The sequence below is a fragment of the Paraburkholderia sp. CNPSo 3076 genome (genome assembly GCF_026343935.1).
Classification (GTDB): domain Bacteria; phylum Pseudomonadota; class Gammaproteobacteria; order Burkholderiales; family Burkholderiaceae; genus Paraburkholderia; species Paraburkholderia nodosa.
In genome coordinates this window covers 25,025-43,207 of the sequence record NZ_JAPMAL010000023.1, presented here as the reverse complement: position 1 = coordinate 43,207, position 18,183 = coordinate 25,025, and the positions used below count along the sequence as shown (strand labels likewise).

The window sequence follows — 18,183 nt, the reverse complement described above, 5'->3', positions numbered from 1 at the left end:
GGTGGGCGCCGCGGTGCCCGCGCGTCGTGCGCGCTGCGGGCGCCGCCGCCCTGAATCCGGGTGCGCTGCGCGCGCCTCTCGGGCGCCGCGAGCGCATATCACCTGGAGTTTAGGGCGGCGATGGGCATATCAAGGCCCGCGGGCACAGAAAACGGCACGGCGGCCGGGCGTGCAACGGCGCGCGCAAAAGAAAAAAGCGCACGGGGCTCCGTGCGCTTCGACAGGGAAGGCAAGTCGCTAGCCGCGCAAGCAGGGCTGCGCGGCCAGAAAAAAGCTCAATCGCCGAACAGCTTCTGGCGCAGTTCGCGGCGCTCTTGCGCTTCGAGCGAGAGCGTGGCGGTCGGACGCGCGAGCAGACGCGGGATGCCGATCGGCTCGCCCGTTTCTTCGCACCAGCCGTAGTCGCCGGAATCGATGCGAGCGAGCGATTGCTGCACCTTCTTGAGCAGCTTGCGTTCGCGGTCGCGCGTACGCAGCTCGAGCGCATGCTCTTCTTCGATCGTCGCGCGGTCGGCCGGATCGGGAACGATCACGGTTTCGCGCAGATTCTCGGTGGTCTGGCCCGCATTGCGGAGGATTTCCGCCTGCAGCTGTTCGAGCCGGTTCTTGAAGAAGGCGAGCTGATCCTCGTTCATGTAATCCTTGTCGCTCATCTTCAGGATTTCGGCTTCGGTCAAGAGTCGTTTCGTCGTCATCTGGCTTGCTTCTTCAATGAGTGAGGCAAAACTGGCACATCTTGCCTGCACTTTTGTGTTGCCCGCAGTGGCCGCGGTGGCCTTTACCAACCTTTACCACTTTGCCAGGCGCAGTTACCGCGCCGTTATATGCGCGCTGGCGGGCACGGACGATGAACTGTCGTGACGCCCGAAGCGCCGCTGCGGGGCCGAACTCCTCTGGAAACCGGTCATCAGATGCTCCTGAGGCATATATCGTACCGACTGCGCGCTGCGACGCGATGCGCTGCCGGCGGGGCGTCCCTCGGCTGAATTCCGGGGCACCTCTCTTCCAGTGGGGCCGTATTGTAACCGAACCGCAAACTCGCGCCGCAAGCGGGAAATCCCTGCGGTGGCCCGCCTGTCACCAGGCCGTTTGTGAACCGGTCGATATCCAGAAAATATAACGCGCCAATCGTGAAAAAGCGATGGTCGGGTACGTTATTTGACGCACGAAACCGGCAGAATTCTTTGCGCGGGCCGCAAACTCAGTCCCGGGCCGCGTCGCAGTGCACAAACTCCAGACGAAAACGCCCGGCAGCGGGCCGGGCGTATCGGGAAAAGCGGGGAAGTCTGTCAGGCGAGGCAGGCGTCGAGCCCGTCGGTGATGAGGTCCTGCGGCAGTTCGATGCCGATGAACACCATCTTGCTGCCCTTCTTCTCGATCGGCAGCCACTTGGCGGCGAGGTCGCTGCCCATCATCTGATGCACGCCCTGGAACACCACCTTGCGGTCCACGCCCTTCATGTAGAGCACGCCCTTGTAGCGCAAGAGGCGCTCGCCGTAGATCTGCAGGATGCCGCCGAGGAAGTCTTCCAGGCGGTTCGGATCGAACGGACGGTCGCTGCGGTAGACGAACGACTTGATCTTGTCGTCGTGGTGCGCGTGATGGTGGTGGGCGTGATCGTGGCCTTCGTGGTTGCACTGGCCGTGATCGTGGTCGCAATCGGCGTGGTCATGATCATGCGCGTGATCATGGTCATGATCGTGATGCGCGTGAGCGTGATCGTCTTCGGCGAGGAAGTCGGGGTCGATTTCGAGCTTGGCGTTCAGGTTGAAGCCGCGCAGGTCGAACACTTCCTTGATGTCGGCCTCGCCGAAATTCACCTGGCGGATCTGCGCCTTCGGGTTCATGTGCAGCACGCGATGACGCAGGTCGGCGAGTTCGTTTTCGTCGACGAGGTCGGCCTTCGTGATGAAGAGGCGGTCGGCGAAACCCACCTGGCGCTGCACCACTTCGTGCTCGTCGAGCTGATGGTTGCCGTGCTTGGCGTCCACGAGCGTGATGATCGCGTCGAGCAGGAATTCGTCGGCGATCTCGTTGTCCATGAAGAACGTCTGCGCGACCGGGCCCGGATTGGCGAGGCCGGTGGTTTCGATCACCACACGGTCGAAGTCCAGCTTGCCGTCGCGCTTTTGTTGCGCGAGGTCGCCGAGCACGCGCGCGAGGTCGCCGCGAATCGTGCAGCAGATGCAGCCGTTGCTCATCTGGATGATCTGCTCGGTGCTGTCCTGCACGAGGATTTCGTTGTCGATGTTCTCTTCGCCGAACTCGTTCTCGATCACGGCGATCTTCATGCCGTGCTTCTCGTTCAGGATGCGCTTGAGCAGCGTGGTTTTGCCGCTGCCGAGAAAGCCGGTCAGGATGGTGACGGGAATCATGCTGGTTGCCATGCTGTCTGCCTGGTAGGTGTTCGAGGGGTACGTTCAGGCGCGCCGCTTCGTGCTGTCGCTGCCTTCGAGTGTTACAACATAACTTCCTATTGAAACATATCTGCGCTGCGCCCGCATGCGGCGGCCGGGCGCGAGACCCAATCGGGGCGCGAACGCCCGGTTCGAAAGGTGCTCCAGCGCGCCGCCGAAAAAGCTCAAGTAAGGCCGTCTCAGGCGATTTGCAACAGCAGGCCCTTCAGATATTCGCCTTCCGGGAACGCCGTGAGCAGCGGGTGATCCACACCCGCGCCAAGGCGCTTGAGGATACGCGCGTCCACCCTGGCGTCGGCGGCGGCGCCGGCCACGATCTTCTGGAACAGCGCCGAATCGATCGCACCCGAGCACGAGTACGTGAACAGCAGACCGCCCGGGCGCAGCAGCTTGAAACCCGTAAGATTGATGTCCTTGTAGGCGCGCGCGGCGCGGTCCACGTGTTCGCGCGAGGCCGCGAACTTGGGCGGATCGAGCACCACGAGATCGAAGCGCTCGCCCTCGTCGTAGAGGCGGCGCAGCGTCTTGAAGGCGTCGGCGTCGAGCCAGGCCGCGAGCGCTGCGTCGAAGCCGTTCGCCTCGACGTTCTTCTGCGCCGTGGCGAGCGCTTCGCCCGAGGAGTCGATCGACACCACGCGTTTCGCGCCGCCCTTCATGGCCGCGAGCGAGAAGCCGCCGGTGTAGCAGAAGCAGTTGAGCACCTCGCGCTCGCGCGCGTACGTCTGCACGAGCGCGCGGTTGTCGCGCTGATCCACGTAGAAGCCGGTCTTGTGGCCGTTGCGCACGTCCACGTGATAGCGCACGCCGTTCTCGCTCGTGATGATCGTTGCGGGCGGTTCGTCGCCGGCGAGCAGGCCGGTGATCTGTTCGAGCCCTTCCTTCTCGCGGATCGACACGTCCGAGCGCTCGTAGACGTTCGGGCAGCCCGTGGCCGACGTGAGCGCGGCGACGATCGCCTCCTTCCACGCCTCGACGCCCGCCGCCATGAACTGGCACACGAGCTGGCCGCGGCCGTCGCCGCCATCCTCGATGTAGTAGTCGACGATCAGGCCAGGCAGGCCGTCGGCCTCGCCGAAGATCAGGCGCACCGCGCCGGTGCCGCTCACCATCGCGCGGCGGTCGGCCACGGCGCGCTGCACGCGCCGCTTGAAGAACGCGTGGTCGATCGGCTCGTTTTCGTCGAAGCTCCACACGCGCGCGCGGATCTGCGAATGCGGGCTGTAGGCGGCGCGCCCGAGAAAGCGGCCATCGGCCGCGCGCACGATGACGGTGGCGCCTGGCGCGGGCTTGCCTTCCACGCGGTCGATCGCGTTCGCGTAGACCCACGGATGGCGCCGCAGCAGGGATTTTTCTTTGGACGGCTTGAGGGTGACGATATTCATGATGGGTTCGATGCAGGGTAACGGCACTGGTGTCGCGCAGCGTTGCGCGAGCGCCGTGGCGTATCAATCGCGCTTCTTGGCGCGCGGATGCGCGGTGTCGTAGACCTTCGCGAGATGCTGAAAGTCGAGCGACGTATAGACCTGGGTGGCCGAGATGCTCGCGTGGCCGAGCAGTTCCTGCACGGCGCGCAGGTCCCCGCTCGACTGCAGCAGATGAGTGGCGAACGAGTGCCGAAGCACGTGCGGGTGCACGTTCGCCGGGATGCCCGCCGCGATGGCGGCGCGCTTCACGCGCTCGCGCACCACGCCCGGCGCCATGCGGTTGCCGCGCACGGAGAGAAAGAGCGGGGCGTCGTCGTGCTTCACGAAGGCGCTGCGGGCGGCGAGCCAGGCGTCGAGCGCGTCGAGCGCCTTGCGCCCGACCGGCACCATGCGGTGACGGTTGCCCTTGCCCAGTACCTCGACTTCGGCGGCGTCGCGCTTGAGCCAACCCGCCGATTCGTAGCCATCGCGCTTCACGTAACGCACGTCGAGTCCCACGAGTTCGGCGAGACGCAGCCCCGACGAGTAGAACAGCTCGAGCATCGCGCGGTCGCGCAACGCCTCGGGGCCGCCTTCTTGCGCGCCGGCGATGGCGGGCGCTTCCATGAGATGCGCGGCGTCGTCGACGGAAAGTGCCTTCGGCAGTGTTTTGGCGCGCTTGGGCGCACGCACGGCGGCCACGGGATTCGCGTCCATTTCGATGCGGCCCGCGAGCCAGCGATAGAAGGCGCGCCACGCCGATAGCCGGTGCGCGATCGAGCGCGCCGAGAGACCGCCCGCATGCGCGCGCGCCACCGCGCCGCGCACTTGCGCGGGGGTGAGCGTTTCGAGCGGCTTGCCGTTGGCGAGCTTCTTCAGCTCGTCGAGTTCATGCGTGTAGCCGCGCAGCGTGTGCTCCGAGAGTCGCCGCTCGTGTTCGAGCGTCGCGAGGTAGTCGGCGATCGGATCGGTTGGGTTCACGTCGTGCGGCCTGGACGGGTGTCAGTGCGGCAGCAGGCGCGAGAGCGCTGCGCTCGCGAGTGCGCCGATCTGCGTGAGAAAGTCGGTGGCCATGCCTTCGTGGAAGCGGCGCGCGTCGGGCGAGCCCATCACCAGCAGGCCAAAGGCTTCGCCCACTGGCGCGTCGTTCGAGGCCACAGCGGGGGCGCGCAGCGCGATGATCGCGACTGATTCGGCGGCGCCGTCGCTCGAGTCGAGCCATTGCGCGGCCTCGAAGCCGGTGTTCGCGCCGCAATACGGCGTGTCGAGACTGTTCGCGAAGATGCGCACTTCCTCGCCGGTATGGCGCGCGAAATCGGCCTGGCTGTAGGCCTCGGCCACGTCCCACACGCGCAGCGCGGCCTGCGGCATGTCGAACACGTCGCGCAGGTTCTGCGTGATCGAGCGCGGCAGCGCGTACGGATCGCGCTCGGCGATCATGCGCGTGGTCCAGCGGTTGAACTTCGCGGCGATCGAATCGTTCTCGTGACCGTAGCGAAGCAGCTCCGAAAGACGCCGCTCGAGATGCTTGTTCTTCTCGCGCAGCATTTCCATCTGGCGTTCCTGCAGCGAGACGGCAGCCTTGCCGTGCGGATTGCCTAGCTTGATCGTCGCGAGCAGTTCGGCGTGCTCAACGAAAAAATCGGGGTGGGCGAGCAGATAGTCGGCAACTTCGCGATCGTTCATGTTGTGGACGCGTTGTAGTTGTGAGGCGCGCACTGCGGCGCGCAGGCTGTCATGCGGTTGATTGTTTTTGCGTATTCGTGCGGCGCGACGTTCTCTCGTTGCGCACGCCGCACGACGCCGATGGTGCGCGCTAGTCGGCCAGCTCGATCTCGCCTTCGAACACCGTGGCGGCCGGGCCCGCCATGGTGAGCGCGGCGGATTCGTTGCGCGCGCCGTCCCAGGCGATGGTCAGCAGGCCGCCGTGGGTATGCACCTTCACGGGCGTGTCGAGCAGCCCGCGGCGAATACCCGCCGCCACGGCCGCGCACGCGCCCGTGCCGCACGCGAGTGTTTCGCCCGCGCCGCGCTCGAATACGCGCAGCTTCACTTCGTGGCGCGAAACGATCTGCATGAAACCGGCATTCACCTTGTTCGGGAAACGCGCATGCGTTTCGATGACCGCGCCTTCAGCCTTCACCGGGTACGCCTCGACGTCGTCCACGACCTGCACCGCGTGCGGGTTGCCCATCGAGACGACTGACACCCAGCGCCGTGCGCCGTTCACGTCGAGCGGCCAGAGCGTGTCGTTGCCTTCGCGGCGGCCTTCGAGGCCGTTCGCGTTGAACGGCACGAGCGCCGGCTCGAACTCGGGGCGATCCATGTCGACGACGACTTCACCGTTTTCCTGCACGACGAGCGTGATCGTTCCCTTCTGTACCTGCACGCGCACGCGGTTCGAATCGGTGAGCTTGCGGTCGCGCACGAATTTCACGAAGCAGCGCGCGCCGTTGCCGCAGTGCTCGACCTCGCCGCCGTCGCAATTGAAGATGCGATAGCGGAAGTCCACGCCTTCCACGGTCGGCTTCTCGACCAGCAGCAACTGGTCCGCGCCGATGCCGAAGTGGCGATCGGCGAGCGCGCGCACGCGCTCGGGCGTGAGCGCGAGGTCCTGGCTGTAGCCGTCGAGCACGACGAAGTCGTTGCCCGCGCCGTGCATCTTGGTGAATTTGAGTTTCATGCCGTTATTGTAAGCGAGGCCCGGGCGAAAACCCGGGCCTCGATCGTGTGTGCGACGTTCAGCTGTATACGCTCGGCTCGCCTGGCGGCCGCGTCTTGAAGCGCTTGTGGACCCAGTAGTACTGCTCGGGAACGCGCGGAATCTGTTCTTCGAGGAAGGCGTTCATGCGGCGTGCGTCGAGGTCGTCGTCGCCGGTTGGATAATTTTCCCAAGGTTTGAACACTTTGAGCCGATAACCCTTGTAATTGGGCAACACCTCGCCGATGAACGGTACGACCTGCGCATGACCCACCTTCGCCAGACGCCCCACCGCCGTGAGCGTGCACGCCGGCACGCCGAAGAAGGGCACGAACGTGGAATTGCGCATGCCGTAATCCATGTCGGCGCCGAGCATCACGGGCTTCTTGTCGCGCAGCCAGCGCAGCACGGCGCGCGCGCTGTCCGCGCGGCTCACCATTTCCGCGCCGAAACGGCTGCGTCCCGCCTTGGCCGCGGCCTCGAATTCTGGGTTCGAGAACGGCTGGTAGAGCGAGCCGCACGGCCGGTGCAGCGAGTAGTTGAGGAACATGGAGCCCGCCTCGATACCCACGAAATGCAGGCCGAGGAAGAGCGTAGGCGGCAGGTTCGGATCGGTGAGATCGATCTCGCTGTCGAGCTCGACGATTTTTTCGAGCTTCTTCGCCGAGGCGAACCATTGCACGCTGCGCTCCATGTAGCTGCGAATGGCGTGACGGAAGTGCAGCCCCGCCACTTCCTCGCGCTTTTCGTCGCTCCACTCGGGGAAGCACAGGCGCAGATTCGTATGAACGACGCGCTTGCGCCGGCTCGGGATCTTGTAGAGCAGCCAGCCGAGGCCGTCGCCCAGACGCGCGACGAAGCCATAGGGCAGGATCGCGAACAGCTTGAGCAAGCCGATGGCGAAACGGGAGCCGAGTTTGCCTAGCATGCGGCAACTCCGCGGCAGGGCTTGCGAACTGTGGAGAAGGCGACGAACGGCACGCGAGGGTACTCTGCGACAATTTAAGGAAGTCGCTATAATAAGGGCTTCGCCGAGTTAATAGACAACTTGCGGGGCGAAGCCGGTGGGCTGTGAACTACGCGTGATCGATCGCGAATCATGGCAGCCGGGCAGCAATTCCGCTAAAGCGTCGCCGCTTCAAAGCTCCCGAAGCTGGCTACGTGAACTCAACCGTCACCAGCTACAAGGAGCTAGACAAGTGGCAAACGACTATTTCTTCACCTCCGAATCCGTCTCCGAAGGCCATCCGGACAAGGTCGCCGACCAGATCTCGGACGCGATCCTCGACGCCATCCTCACGCAGGACAAGTACTCGCGCGTTGCAGCGGAAACGCTCTGCAACACGGGTCTCGTCGTGCTCGCCGGTGAAATCACCACGACGGCCAACGTCGACTACATCCAGGTCGCGCGCGACACCATCAAGCGCATCGGCTACGACAACACCGACTACGGCATCGACTACCGCGGCTGCGCGGTGCTCGTCGCCTACGACAAGCAGTCGCCGGACATCGCCCAGGGCGTGGACCGCGCGCACGACAACAACCTCGACCAGGGCGCCGGCGACCAGGGCCTGATGTTTGGCTACGCGTGCGACGAAACGCCCGAGCTGATGCCGCTGCCGATCCACCTGTCGCACCGTCTGGTCGAGCGCCAGTCGAACCTGCGCCGCGACGGCCGTCTGCCCTGGCTGCGTCCGGACGCGAAGTCGCAGGTCACGATCCGCTACGTCGACGGCAGGCCGCACGCCATCGACACCGTCGTGCTCTCCACGCAGCATTCGCCGGACATCGACCTCGGCACGCTGCGCGAAGCCGTGATCGAAGAAGTCATCAAGCCGGTGCTGCCGGCCGAGCTGATCAAGGGCGACATCAAGTTCCTCGTGAACCCGACCGGTCGCTTCGTGATCGGCGGCCCGCAGGGCGATTGCGGTCTCACGGGCCGCAAGATCATCGTCGATACCTACGGCGGCGCAGCCCCGCACGGCGGCGGTGCGTTCTCGGGCAAGGATCCGTCGAAGGTGGACCGCTCGGCAGCCTATGCTGGCCGCTACGTTGCGAAGAACATCGTGGCCGCCGGGCTCGCGTCGCGCTGCCTGATCCAGGTGTCGTACGCAATCGGCGTCGCTGAGCCGACCTCGGTCATGGTCAACACGTTCGGCACCGGCAAGGTGTCGGACGCGACCATCACGAAGCTCGTGCGCGAACACTTCGACCTGCGTCCGAAGGGCATCATCCAGATGCTCGACCTGCTGCGTCCGATCTACGAAAAGACCGCCGCTTACGGCCACTTCGGCCGCGAAGAGCCGGAATTCTCGTGGGAAGCGACCGACAAGGCGCTGGCTCTCGCCGAAGCCGCCGGCACGGAGCCGGTCAGCGCAGCCGTCGCGTAAGCGTTCGCAAAAGCCGGCCTCGCGCCGGCTCGAGCTAAGAAAAACCCCGCAGGGCGCAAGCCCATGCGGGGTTTTTGTTTTCTGCGGATCGCGCGGCGTGGGTCTCAGCGCATCGCGAAGCCGAACCAGCCCGCGCTGCTCGCGGCCATCCGGCGCGGCTTGCGCGTGCTGCGCGCCACATGAACCGTGGAAGGCGCGGCGAGCGTGCGCAGCGGCGCATTCGGGCGATAGAGCAGCGTGCGCAGCGAGAAGTGACGCGTGCCCGAGCGCATGCGCAGCACGGCGAAGAACGAGTGGAACCAGCTGCGCATATTGTCGACGGGCTTCACTTCGCGCACTTGTTGCGTGAGCGCGCGGGTGCGGGCGGCGTGGTGTCGCAGTGCGCGCACCAGGTGACGGCGGGCGGGGCGTGCCGCTTTCAGGGCTGTGTGGGCGGCGTGGGTCATGCGTTGAGTATCGAAGAGGGTATGCATGGCGGTTGATCAATCGGGTTCGAGGTGCGCCTTGCGCGACGCTTTGCATCGAGCAGCAAACGTGCCTGTCTTTCAGGGCGTCACGATCTGGGTGGACGGGAGACAGGCCGCATGGCGCGGCGTAAGACGCGACGCGACGGATTCTTCTGTTGGAGCGCCTTGGGTGGCAAGGCGTTCACGGCGATCCGTGCGTGCGATGAGAATTCGGCAAAGTAAAACAACATCACGGCAGGCTACACGCGAATCATGACGGCAGAAAGTCGGTTAATACCCGGCCCTGCGCGTCTTTGATGCACACGATCCCGCCCTTTGTCCTCATCGCGGTGCGTGCGCGCCATTCGCGTGCAGCTCGATTTGCGGCGCGCATGGAGCCACCTCGTGTGAGCGCGTGGTCCTTCCCGCCGTGCCGGCACGCTTTACAATCGATGAGTCGGCGCGCGCCGACGCCTCAGCCCTGGTCGCTTAACGAAGCGACGAACGCAGGCTGCGGCCCTTGCTCGCATCGAGATCGCATAACGGAAGTCCCATGTCAGTCCATTCAAAGAAAGAACAGGTGCAGGCGCTGCGCGAGCGCGGCTTCGTGGTCGTGCCGGGGCTCGTCTCGCCCGAGCGCTGTGAGGCGATCAAGCGGGTTGCGCAGGAGCAGTTGCACGCGGCCGCCGCGCCGCTCGAATTCGAAGCCGATCTGCGCTACCCCGGCGCGCCCGAATCGAAGGACGCCCCTGGTGGCCATACGGTGCGGCGCCTGCTCGACGCGTACTCGCGCCACGCGCTGTATCGCGAATGGGCCACGTCGCCGGAAATTGCGGGGTGGATGGAGTTGTATTTCGGCGAGGAGCCGGTCCTCTCGTGCGCGCATCACAACTGCATGATGACGAAGCACCCGCACTACGGCAGCCTCACGGGCTGGCACCGCGACGCGCGCTACTGGTCGTTCGAGCGTGATGACCTCGTGTCGGTCTGGCTCGCGCTCGGGCCGGAGAAGATGGAAAACGGCGGCTTGTGGTTCGTGCCGGGCTCGCACGACGCGCCGTTCACCTCGGACAAGTTCGACGCCGCGAAATTTTTCCGCGCCGACCTGCCCGAGAACAAGATGTGGATCGATCGCGCCATCGCCCCGACGCTCGCCGCCGGCGATGTGGTCTTCTTCCACTGCAACACGCTGCATTCGGCGGGGCAAAACCAGAGCGATCAGGTGAAGTTTTCGCTCGTGTACACCTATCACGGCGCGAGCAACGTGCCGCTGCCGGGCACGCGCTCGGCGTCGAAGCCCGAGGTGAGGTTCTGAGCCGACGCCGCCGTGCTTGCGCCTAGCGCCGGCGCCCCGACATCGCGAGCCCGGTGATGCCCGCGAGCGTCGCGGCGATGCCGCCCCCAATCAGCAGGATCGTGCGGTTGGTGGGCGCGCCGGTGAAGAGACGCGACATGTCGTTCGCGAACGAATGGAGCGACTGGCCGCCGAAGTACAACAGGACGACGCCACAGGCGATGAGCGCGATCGAAATCGCTTTGGCCATGAACAACCTCTCGCAAAGGATGGACGCCGCAGTGTAGGCGAGTGGCCGCGGCGCGTCCAGGGTGCGGTTTTTCCACCGGCCTGACACGCGCTGTCCATCCCCTTTCCCGCATAGTGGGCATCTGCACGGCTTGGGCGGATTGGCTAACATAGCTGCCTCACGTGAGCGTCGCGCCCCACGGCGCGTCGCACCCATCCCATCGCTCACTTCCCGTTTTCGCCGAGGATTCAGACCATGGCTTACGAAGCAGCCTCAGAACGCTATTCGGACATGCAGTACCGCTTTTGCGGTAAGTCGGGGCTCAAGCTGCCCGCGCTGTCGCTCGGTCTGTGGCACAACTTCGGCGACACCACGCCGATCTCGACCCAGCGCGATATCCTGCGCACCGCGTTCGATCTCGGCATCACGCACTTCGACCTCGCGAACAACTACGGCCCGCCGTATGGCAGCGCCGAAACCAACTTCGGCCGCATTTTCAAGGACGATTTCCGTCCCTACCGCGACGAACTCCTGATCTCGTCGAAGGCCGGCTGGGACATGTGGCCGGGTCCGTACGGCCAGGGCGGCGGCTCGCGCAAGTACGTGCTCGCGAGCCTCGACCAGAGCCTGCAGCGCATGGGCCTCGACTACGTCGACATCTTCTATTCGCACCGCTTCGACGTGGAAACGCCGCTCGAAGAAACCGCGGGCGCGCTGGCCACGGCCGTGCAGCAGGGCAAGGCGCTCTATGTCGGCATCTCGTCGTATTCGCCCGCGAAGACGCGCGAAATGGCGAGGCTGCTCGCCGAATACAAGGTGCCGCTGCTCATTCACCAGCCGTCGTACAACATGCTCAACCGCTGGGTCGAGGAAGAACTGCTCGACACGCTCGAGGACCTGGGCACGGGCAGCATTGCGTTCACGCCGCTCGCGCAGGGCGTGCTCACGAACAAGTATCTGAACGGCGTGCCCGAAGACGCGCGCGTGAACCGCCCGGGCGGCGGCTCGCTCAAGAGCGAGCACCTGAGCGAGCAGAACATCGAGCACGTGCGCAAGCTCAACGACCTCGCGCTGCGCCGCGGCCAGAGCCTTGCGCAGATGGCGATCGCCTGGACGCTGCGCGGCGGCCGCGTGACCTCGGCGCTGATCGGCGCGAGCCGCGCGGACCAGGTGCGCGAGAACGTCGCGGCGTTGAAGAACCTCGAGTTTTCGCAGGAAGAACTCGCGGAAATCGACCGTTATGCGACCGAAGGCGGCGTGAACCTGTGGGAGAAGCCGTCGACCGATCAGCCCGTCTGAGCGGCACGCTTCTGCCCGCTTCCCGGTGCAAAGAACCGTCTCCTCGCGAGACGGTTTTTTTATGCGCGAACGATCGGGCGCAGATCGGCCATGGCCGCACGGCGCGCCGTTCTTCGCTTTGTCATGTGGCCCTGCTAACGTCGCGGCAGCCTTTGCCGCGAGGAATCACCATGGAGTCCTTGAGCGCCGAATCCGAAGCGCTTTCCCCGTCCGCCACCCGCGCTGAACCCGCCAGGCGGCCAACCCACCCACCCCAGCCCGCAACGGCGGCCCGCATGAACGCCGCGCTGATCGCGTTCGCGTTCACGGCGCTTAGCCACGAACTCATCGGATTGCCGCTCTTGCTGGACGCGGCGGGCGGACCGACCCTCGCGCTGCTGGCGACGCTTGCGCCCGTCGTGCTCGCCACGCCGATCCACTGGGGTCTCATTCACGAAGGCATACACGGACAACTGGCGCGCGACCGGCGCGTGAACGAGTGGCTCGCCCGCGCGCTCTCGATTGGTCTGGCGATGCCGTTCGACGCCGTGCGTTTCGGACACCTGATGCATCACCGCTTCACGCGCGAGCCGTTCGACCGGCCCGATGTGCACGACACGCACCACGCGAGCGGCCCGCGCTGGCGGCGGCGCGTGGCGTACTACGGGCGGCTGATGGGCGGCCTGTACCTTGCCGAATTGCTGCTGCCGCTTCTGGCGTTTGTGCCGGTGCGGCTCGCGCGCGCCGTCATTGCGCGCAGCGTGGGCACGCACGGCCGCGAAGGCGTGCAGGTGCAGCGGCTCTTCGCGAACCACGCCGCCGATCCTGTGAGGCGCCGCCGCGCGCGGCGCGACTGGCTTGCGTCGCTCGCCCTCTATGCGGCTTCGTTCGCCCTCTACGGCAAGGCCTGGCCCGTGCTACTCGCGGCGATGTACCTGCGCGGACTGTGGCTCTCGCTTGCCGACAACCTGCCGCACTACGGCGTCGCGCTCGACGAACCGGGACGCGCGCGGGATTTTCGCGTGCCGCGCGCGCTGGGCGTGCTGCTGATGAATCATCATCTGCATCGCCAGCATCATCTGCGTCCGACGCTGCCGTGGACGGCGCTGCCCGCGCTCGTGCACGCCGAAGAGGCCACAGGCGCTGCCGCGCGAACGGGCTATCTGGCCGCTGCGCTGCGTCAGTTCAAGGGCTTGCAGCCGGGCGTCGAGCCCGGCTGAGAGGGAGGGGGGCGTGCGAGTGGGGCGCGTGCGCGCAAGCCGCGGCGCTTCGAGCCGCGAGGCTGCCGCTTCGTCACCTCGCGCGCCGGCGCATCACGAGCCGCCGTGCGTACGAAGCGTACGGCAAACGTCCGCTACATCAGCGCCGGCAGTGTCTCGACGAGCGCAACGGCCGCGAGTACGCCGATCAGCGCGCCGATCACGCGCAGCGTGTTGTGTCTGAATTCCGTCGCGCACGGCACGGCGCCAAGAAAGAGCGCGCCAGCGAGGGCCATCGGGATGATCATCACGAAATCGCCGATCGTGAAATAACCTTCCATGCTCGTCTCCTTATCGTATGGGCGACGAAGGCTCGCAGTGGTTGTCGTTCTCGTCGCCATGCCAGTCGCATGACGCTGCGGCCCCAAGCCTGAAATCGAGTATAGGTGAGGGCCGCGAGCACGGCGGCGCGCGTATGCGCCGCCGTGCTCGCCGTGAATCTCATGCCGCGTCGCAAAAGCCCGCCAGAAGCGGCGTTCCGCTGCGGTGCGATGCGCACGGACCGCAATTCGCGAGTCGTCTGAATATTACGAACATCTTTCGATTGCAATCGCGCGCGCCACACAAAGGTGCGAGTGCGCACGTTGCATGCCGCGCGGGCGGCTTAGCGGGCTCAGGCCGCTCCGGCCCGCTCGCGCGCGCGCAATGTGAGCGCCAGCGCGAGCCCCACGACCAGCAGCACGATCACGAGGCCGGCCACACCGCCCCAGCCCGCGACGGCCCAGAAGTGTCCGCCGATCGAACCCATCACGCTCGACCCGAGGTAATAGGCGAGCAGGTAAAGCGCCGCGGCCTGGCCCTTCGCTTCGCGCGCGAGCCGGCCGACCCAGCCGCTCGCCACCGCATGCCCCGCGAAGAAGCCGATGGTCAGGCAGGCGATGCCCGCCGCAATCGCCGAGAGCGGCGTGAACAGCGTGAGCACGACGCCCGTGAGCATCAGCGCGAGACTGGCGATCAGCACGCGGCCGCGCCCGAACGTGTCAGCCATGCGGCCCGACCACGGCGAGGCGACCACGCCGGTCAGATAGACGAGGAAAATCGCGCCGATGGCCGCCTGGCTCATGTGATAAGGCGCCGCGATCAAGCGATAGCCGATGTAGTTGTAGAGCGTGACGAAGCTGCCCATCAGCACGAAGCCCATGGCGAACAGCATGGGCAGGCCCGGCCGCGCGAAATGGCGCAGCAGCGCCGCGCGATGATGCGCGAAACCGAGGCCGCTCTTCGGCACGAAGTGGCGCGAGGGCGGCAGGAGCGAACGGAACGCGAACATGGAGGCGAGCCCGAGCACGCCGATCACGGCCACGGCCGCGCGCCAGCCGAACAGGTCGGTGGCGATGCCCGTGATTACGCGTCCCGCCATGCCGCCGATCGCCGTGCCGCCCACGTAGAGGCCCATCGAGAGGCCGAGGCCGTCCGGGTGCATTTCCTCGGCGAGCCAGGCCATCGCCACGGCGGGCACACCGCCGAGCGCGATGCCCTGGAGCGTGCGCAGCACGAGCAGCTGGTGCCAGTGCGGCACGAAGGCGGTGGCGAGCGTGAGCAGCGACGAGGCGCACAGCGACGCGGTCATCATGCCGCGCCGGCTCCAGCCTTCGGAGACGAAGCCCGCGACGAAGATCGCGATGGCGAGCGCGGCCGTCGTGAACGAGAGCGAGAGGCTGCTCTGCGCCGGACTCACGCCGAAGGTTTCGGAGAACGCGGGCAGGAGCGGCTGCACGCAGTAGAGAAGCGAAAAGGTGGCGTAGCCGGCGAACAGCAGCGCGAGGCTTGCGCGCCAGAATCCGGGGGTGCCGCGTTCGATGTACGGAACGGCGGAGGGCGCGGAAGTGCGCGGGGCGCCCGGTGATGCAGTCACGACAGGATCTCCAGCAATATTGCAAAGGCGCAACGATACGCCTGTTGGGCAAATGGCGTTGTCGAGCGCCGCAGGCCGGGTGCCTGATGCGACTGCGTGACTGGTTAGCCCGGCGCGCGCGAGGCGGCCGGCTGCGTGCTGCGAGCCGCGCTTGGCGAAGCGCCTTGCGGCCCGCTGGCGGGCTGCGCTTTTTGCGCATCGTCCGGGTGGACCAGCGCCGCGTCGCCCGGCAAATCCGCCGCGCTCCAGCCGCCGCCCAGCGCCTTGACGAGCGCGACGCTCGCCGCCATGCGCCGGCGCGAGATCGCCACGGCCTGGCGTTCGTTGGTGAGCGCCGTGGTTTGCGCGACCACCACGTCGAGATACGTGATCGCTCCGCTCAAATAGCGATTGTTGATGGTGACGAGCGTGCGCTGCGCGGCATCCACCGCGCGGTCCTGGGCCGTCGCCTCCTGCTCGAGCACGCGCAACGCCGCGAGGTTGTCCTCGACCTCGCCGAAGGCGTCGAGCACCGTCTGGCGATACTGCGCGATGTTCTCGTCATACTGGGCGCGCGCTTCGTTGCGTACCGCCTCGCGTCCGCCGAAGTCGATCAGCGTGCCCGCGAGCGTCGGCCCGAGCGACCAGAAGCGCGCGGGGGCGACGAGCCACTGACTGAAGTTGGTCGCCTCCAGGCCGCCCGTGACCGCGAGCATGAGGCTCGGGAAGAACGCCGCCGTCGCCACGCCCACCTGCGCGTTCGCAGCGGCGACGCGGCGCTCGGCCGCCGCGATGTCGGGGCGCCGTTCGAGCAGCGTCGAGGGCACGCCCGGCGGGCTCGCGATCGCGCGCACCGCGTAGGCCTCCTTCGGCGCGGCAGCGAGCGTGAACGTGGAAGGCGACTGTCCGATGAGGATGGCGATGGCATGCTCGAGCTGCGCGCGCTGCACGCCGAGATCGATCGCCTGCGCCTCGGTAGTCTGCAGCTGCGTTTGCGCCTGGCCCACATCGGCGTCGGTGGCGATGCCGCCCGCGTAGCGGTTCTGCGTGAGTTCGAGCGATTCGCGGTAGGCCTTGATCGTGTCGTCGAGCAGTTGGCGTTCGCGGTCGATGCCGCGCAGCTCGAAGTAGTCGGTCGCGACTTCGGCCTGCATCGAAAGCAGCACGGCCTGCATGTCGGCGGCGCTCGCCTGCGCACTCGCTTTCGCGGCCTCGACGTTGCGCGCGACGCGGCCCCAGATGTCGGGCTCCCAGGTGGCGTCGATACCCACGGAGTAGTCGTTGATCGTTTGACCGGCTTTCGACGTGTACAGGAGATTCTGCGAGGTGCGGTAGCGCGAAAAGTCGCCGCTCGCCGTCACGAGCGGGAAAAAGCGCGAACGCTGCTGCGCAACGTTCGCGCGCGCCGCGCGAAAGTGCGCCTGCGCGGCCTGCACGTTCTGGTTCGCGCTTTCGACCTGGACTTCGAGTGCGTCGAGCCTGGCGTCCTCATAGATCGTCCACCACGCGCCGCGCGACGCACTATCAGCGGGCTGCGCAAGCGTCCAGCCTGTGCCTTCGAGTTCCTTGAACGTCGCGGCCACGGGCATCGTCGGGCGCACGTAGTCGGGGCCTACCTTGCAGCCGCCGAGCGCCGCAAGCATGGCCAACGCGAACAGCCGAATCCGCGCGTGCTTCATCATTCGCCCTGCGCCAGCGCGTTGTTGCCCATGTTCCTGCCCGCACCGCTCGCGCCATGCGCCGCACCGGCCTCGTGCTCGCCGTGCTGCTGCACGATGCGCACCGGCGTGCCGTCGACGATCGCGTCCTGCGGATTGACGATCACGCGCTCGTCGCCCGTGAGCCCCGCCGCCACCGCCACTCGCGTGCCGAAGTCGGTGCCGAGCGTGACCTTCACGAGCTTCACGCGGTCTTGCGCATCGACGGTCGCCACCTTCACGCCGTCGGGGCGGAACAGGAAGGCGTTGCCGGGCAGCGTGATCGGCGTGGCCGAGCCGTCGAGCGCGAAGTGGACCTGCGCGTAGGCGCCGGGCAGCAGCTCGCCGCTGCGGTTGTCCACATCGACTTCGACCAGCATGGTGCGCTGCTGCGCGTCGACCGCGCCCGCCGTGCGCGCGACGACGCCAGGGAAGTGCTTGTCCTGCTCCTCGTTGAGCGTGAGGTACGCGTGCTGCTGCACGCGGATCTGCTGCGCGTAAGCCTGCGGCACGTTCGCGTACACGCGCAGACGGTCGGCCTGTGCGAGATGGAACAGCTCCTTTTGCGAGGTGCCGCCGTTGCCGGCGTCGATAAGCGCGCCCACGTCCACGTTGCGCGCCGTGACGATGCCGTCGAAGGGCGCCGTCACGCGTTCGTACGACTGCAGCTGCGAGAGCCGCGAAACGTTGAAGCGCGCGGAGTCGAGCGTGGCCTTTTTCGCGAGCATGTCGCCGACTTTCTCGTCGGCGTCCTGTTTCGCCACCGAGCGCGTTTGCAGCATCTGCGTCCAGCGGTCGGCCGTGGTTTTCGCGAGCGCGTAGTTCGCTTCGGCGTTGGCGAGATCGGCGCGCGCGGCGCGCAACTGGTCGTCCACTTCGGGCGCGTCGATTTCGGCGAGCAGCTGGCCCGCCTTCACGTGCGCGCCGATGTCGAAGTACCACTTGCGCAGGTAACCGCTCGTGCGCGCGTAGATCGGCGTATCGAGAAAGGCCTGCACATTGCCGGGCAGCACGAGGTCGAGCGCGCGCGTCGAGCGCTGCGGCGTGACCACCTGGACGGATAGCGTGCTCGCGGTTTTTGCCTCGCGTTCGAGCGCCGCGTGCGCGCTGTGGCGCGACCAGATGCCCTGCGCCGCGAGGCCGAGCACGATGAGCGCGACGAGCACGATGGGCCAGCGCCGCAGTTTATGAGGCGACGGCTCTTGCGGCGAAGGCGTTTGCGAATGATTCGTCAT

At 66.5% G+C, this 18,183-nt stretch carries 17 protein-coding genes; 4 read left to right on the top strand and 13 right to left on the bottom strand.

Annotation, left to right across the window (positions count from 1 at the left end; genetic code table 11):
- Window positions 1-275: 275 nt before the first annotated feature.
- The 7 genes from dksA to M3A49_RS25690 all read right to left on the bottom strand — a co-directional run bounded on the left by dksA (window position 276) and on the right by M3A49_RS25690 (window position 7,449).
- On the bottom strand, window positions 276-695 hold the full coding sequence (gene dksA / locus M3A49_RS25720) for an RNA polymerase-binding protein DksA (protein WP_028203189.1): 420 nt from the start codon (window positions 693-695) through the stop codon (window positions 276-278).
- A gap of 594 nt (window positions 696-1,289) precedes the next feature.
- Window positions 1,290-2,375: a CobW family GTP-binding protein gene (locus tag M3A49_RS25715; protein WP_254357030.1), complete on the bottom strand. Its 1,086-nt coding sequence runs from the start codon at window positions 2,373-2,375 to the stop codon at window positions 1,290-1,292.
- 221 nt (window positions 2,376-2,596) lie between these two features.
- Window positions 2,597-3,799 carry a class I SAM-dependent rRNA methyltransferase gene (locus M3A49_RS25710; RefSeq protein ID WP_266231580.1) on the bottom strand — a complete coding sequence of 401 codons (1,203 nt, stop codon included), beginning with the start codon at window positions 3,797-3,799 and terminating at the stop codon, window positions 2,597-2,599.
- A gap of 63 nt (window positions 3,800-3,862) precedes the next feature.
- Complete coding sequence (gene xerC / locus M3A49_RS25705) at window positions 3,863-4,801, bottom strand: tyrosine recombinase XerC (protein ID WP_266231579.1); 939 nt, start codon at window positions 4,799-4,801, stop codon at window positions 3,863-3,865.
- A 21-nt stretch (window positions 4,802-4,822) separates the two neighbouring features.
- Window positions 4,823-5,506, bottom strand: a complete 684-nt coding sequence (locus M3A49_RS25700; protein ID WP_266231578.1) for a DUF484 family protein — start codon at window positions 5,504-5,506, stop codon at window positions 4,823-4,825.
- 130 nt (window positions 5,507-5,636) lie between these two features.
- Window positions 5,637-6,503, bottom strand: coding sequence for a diaminopimelate epimerase (gene dapF, locus M3A49_RS25695; RefSeq protein ID WP_266231577.1), 867 nt, complete (start codon window positions 6,501-6,503; stop codon window positions 5,637-5,639).
- A gap of 58 nt (window positions 6,504-6,561) precedes the next feature.
- Complete coding sequence (locus M3A49_RS25690) at window positions 6,562-7,449, bottom strand: lipid A biosynthesis lauroyl acyltransferase (protein ID WP_266231576.1); 888 nt, start codon at window positions 7,447-7,449, stop codon at window positions 6,562-6,564.
- A gap of 271 nt (window positions 7,450-7,720) precedes the next feature.
- Here M3A49_RS25690 and metK point away from each other — a divergent pair, with 271 nt between their 5' ends.
- Window positions 7,721-8,911 carry a methionine adenosyltransferase gene (metK, locus tag M3A49_RS25685; protein WP_254357009.1) on the top strand — a complete coding sequence of 397 codons (1,191 nt, stop codon included), beginning with the start codon at window positions 7,721-7,723 and terminating at the stop codon, window positions 8,909-8,911.
- 104 nt (window positions 8,912-9,015) lie between these two features.
- Here metK and M3A49_RS25680 read toward each other — a convergent pair whose 3' ends face one another.
- Complete coding sequence (locus M3A49_RS25680) at window positions 9,016-9,384, bottom strand: hypothetical protein (protein WP_028203181.1); 369 nt, start codon at window positions 9,382-9,384, stop codon at window positions 9,016-9,018.
- 526 nt (window positions 9,385-9,910) lie between these two features.
- Here M3A49_RS25680 and M3A49_RS25675 point away from each other — a divergent pair.
- Window positions 9,911-10,672, top strand: a complete 762-nt coding sequence (locus tag M3A49_RS25675) for a phytanoyl-CoA dioxygenase family protein (RefSeq protein ID WP_266231575.1) — start codon at window positions 9,911-9,913, stop codon at window positions 10,670-10,672.
- 22 nt (window positions 10,673-10,694) lie between these two features.
- Here M3A49_RS25675 and M3A49_RS25670 read toward each other — a convergent pair whose 3' ends face one another.
- Entirely contained in the window at window positions 10,695-10,901 is a 207-nt protein-coding gene (locus M3A49_RS25670) for a DUF3185 family protein (protein WP_069264683.1), read from the bottom strand.
- A gap of 234 nt (window positions 10,902-11,135) precedes the next feature.
- On the opposite strand from M3A49_RS25670, the gene mgrA reads away from it, so the two are divergent.
- Both mgrA and M3A49_RS25660 read left to right on the top strand, forming a co-directional pair.
- Entirely contained in the window at window positions 11,136-12,179 is a 1,044-nt protein-coding gene (mgrA, locus tag M3A49_RS25665; RefSeq protein ID WP_266231574.1) for an L-glyceraldehyde 3-phosphate reductase, read from the top strand.
- A gap of 170 nt (window positions 12,180-12,349) precedes the next feature.
- A complete protein-coding gene (locus M3A49_RS25660; RefSeq protein ID WP_266231573.1) occupies window positions 12,350-13,378 on the top strand; it encodes a fatty acid desaturase family protein in 1,029 nt (342 codons plus the stop codon).
- A 134-nt stretch (window positions 13,379-13,512) separates the two neighbouring features.
- Here M3A49_RS25660 and M3A49_RS25655 read toward each other — a convergent pair whose 3' ends face one another.
- From M3A49_RS25655 to M3A49_RS25640, 4 genes are all read right to left on the bottom strand, one after another.
- Window positions 13,513-13,698 carry a hypothetical protein gene (locus M3A49_RS25655; RefSeq protein ID WP_028203177.1) on the bottom strand — a complete coding sequence of 62 codons (186 nt, stop codon included), beginning with the start codon at window positions 13,696-13,698 and terminating at the stop codon, window positions 13,513-13,515.
- Between the two features lie 332 nt (window positions 13,699-14,030).
- Window positions 14,031-15,272 carry an MFS transporter gene (locus M3A49_RS25650; protein ID WP_266231572.1) on the bottom strand — a complete coding sequence of 414 codons (1,242 nt, stop codon included), beginning with the start codon at window positions 15,270-15,272 and terminating at the stop codon, window positions 14,031-14,033.
- Between the two features lie 104 nt (window positions 15,273-15,376).
- A complete protein-coding gene (locus M3A49_RS25645) occupies window positions 15,377-16,930 on the bottom strand; it encodes an efflux transporter outer membrane subunit (protein ID WP_266231635.1) in 1,554 nt (517 codons plus the stop codon).
- On the bottom strand, window positions 16,930-18,183 hold the full coding sequence (locus M3A49_RS25640) for an efflux RND transporter periplasmic adaptor subunit (protein ID WP_266231571.1): 1,254 nt from the start codon (window positions 18,181-18,183) through the stop codon (window positions 16,930-16,932). Before M3A49_RS25640 ends, M3A49_RS25645 begins: the two co-directional genes overlap by 1 nt.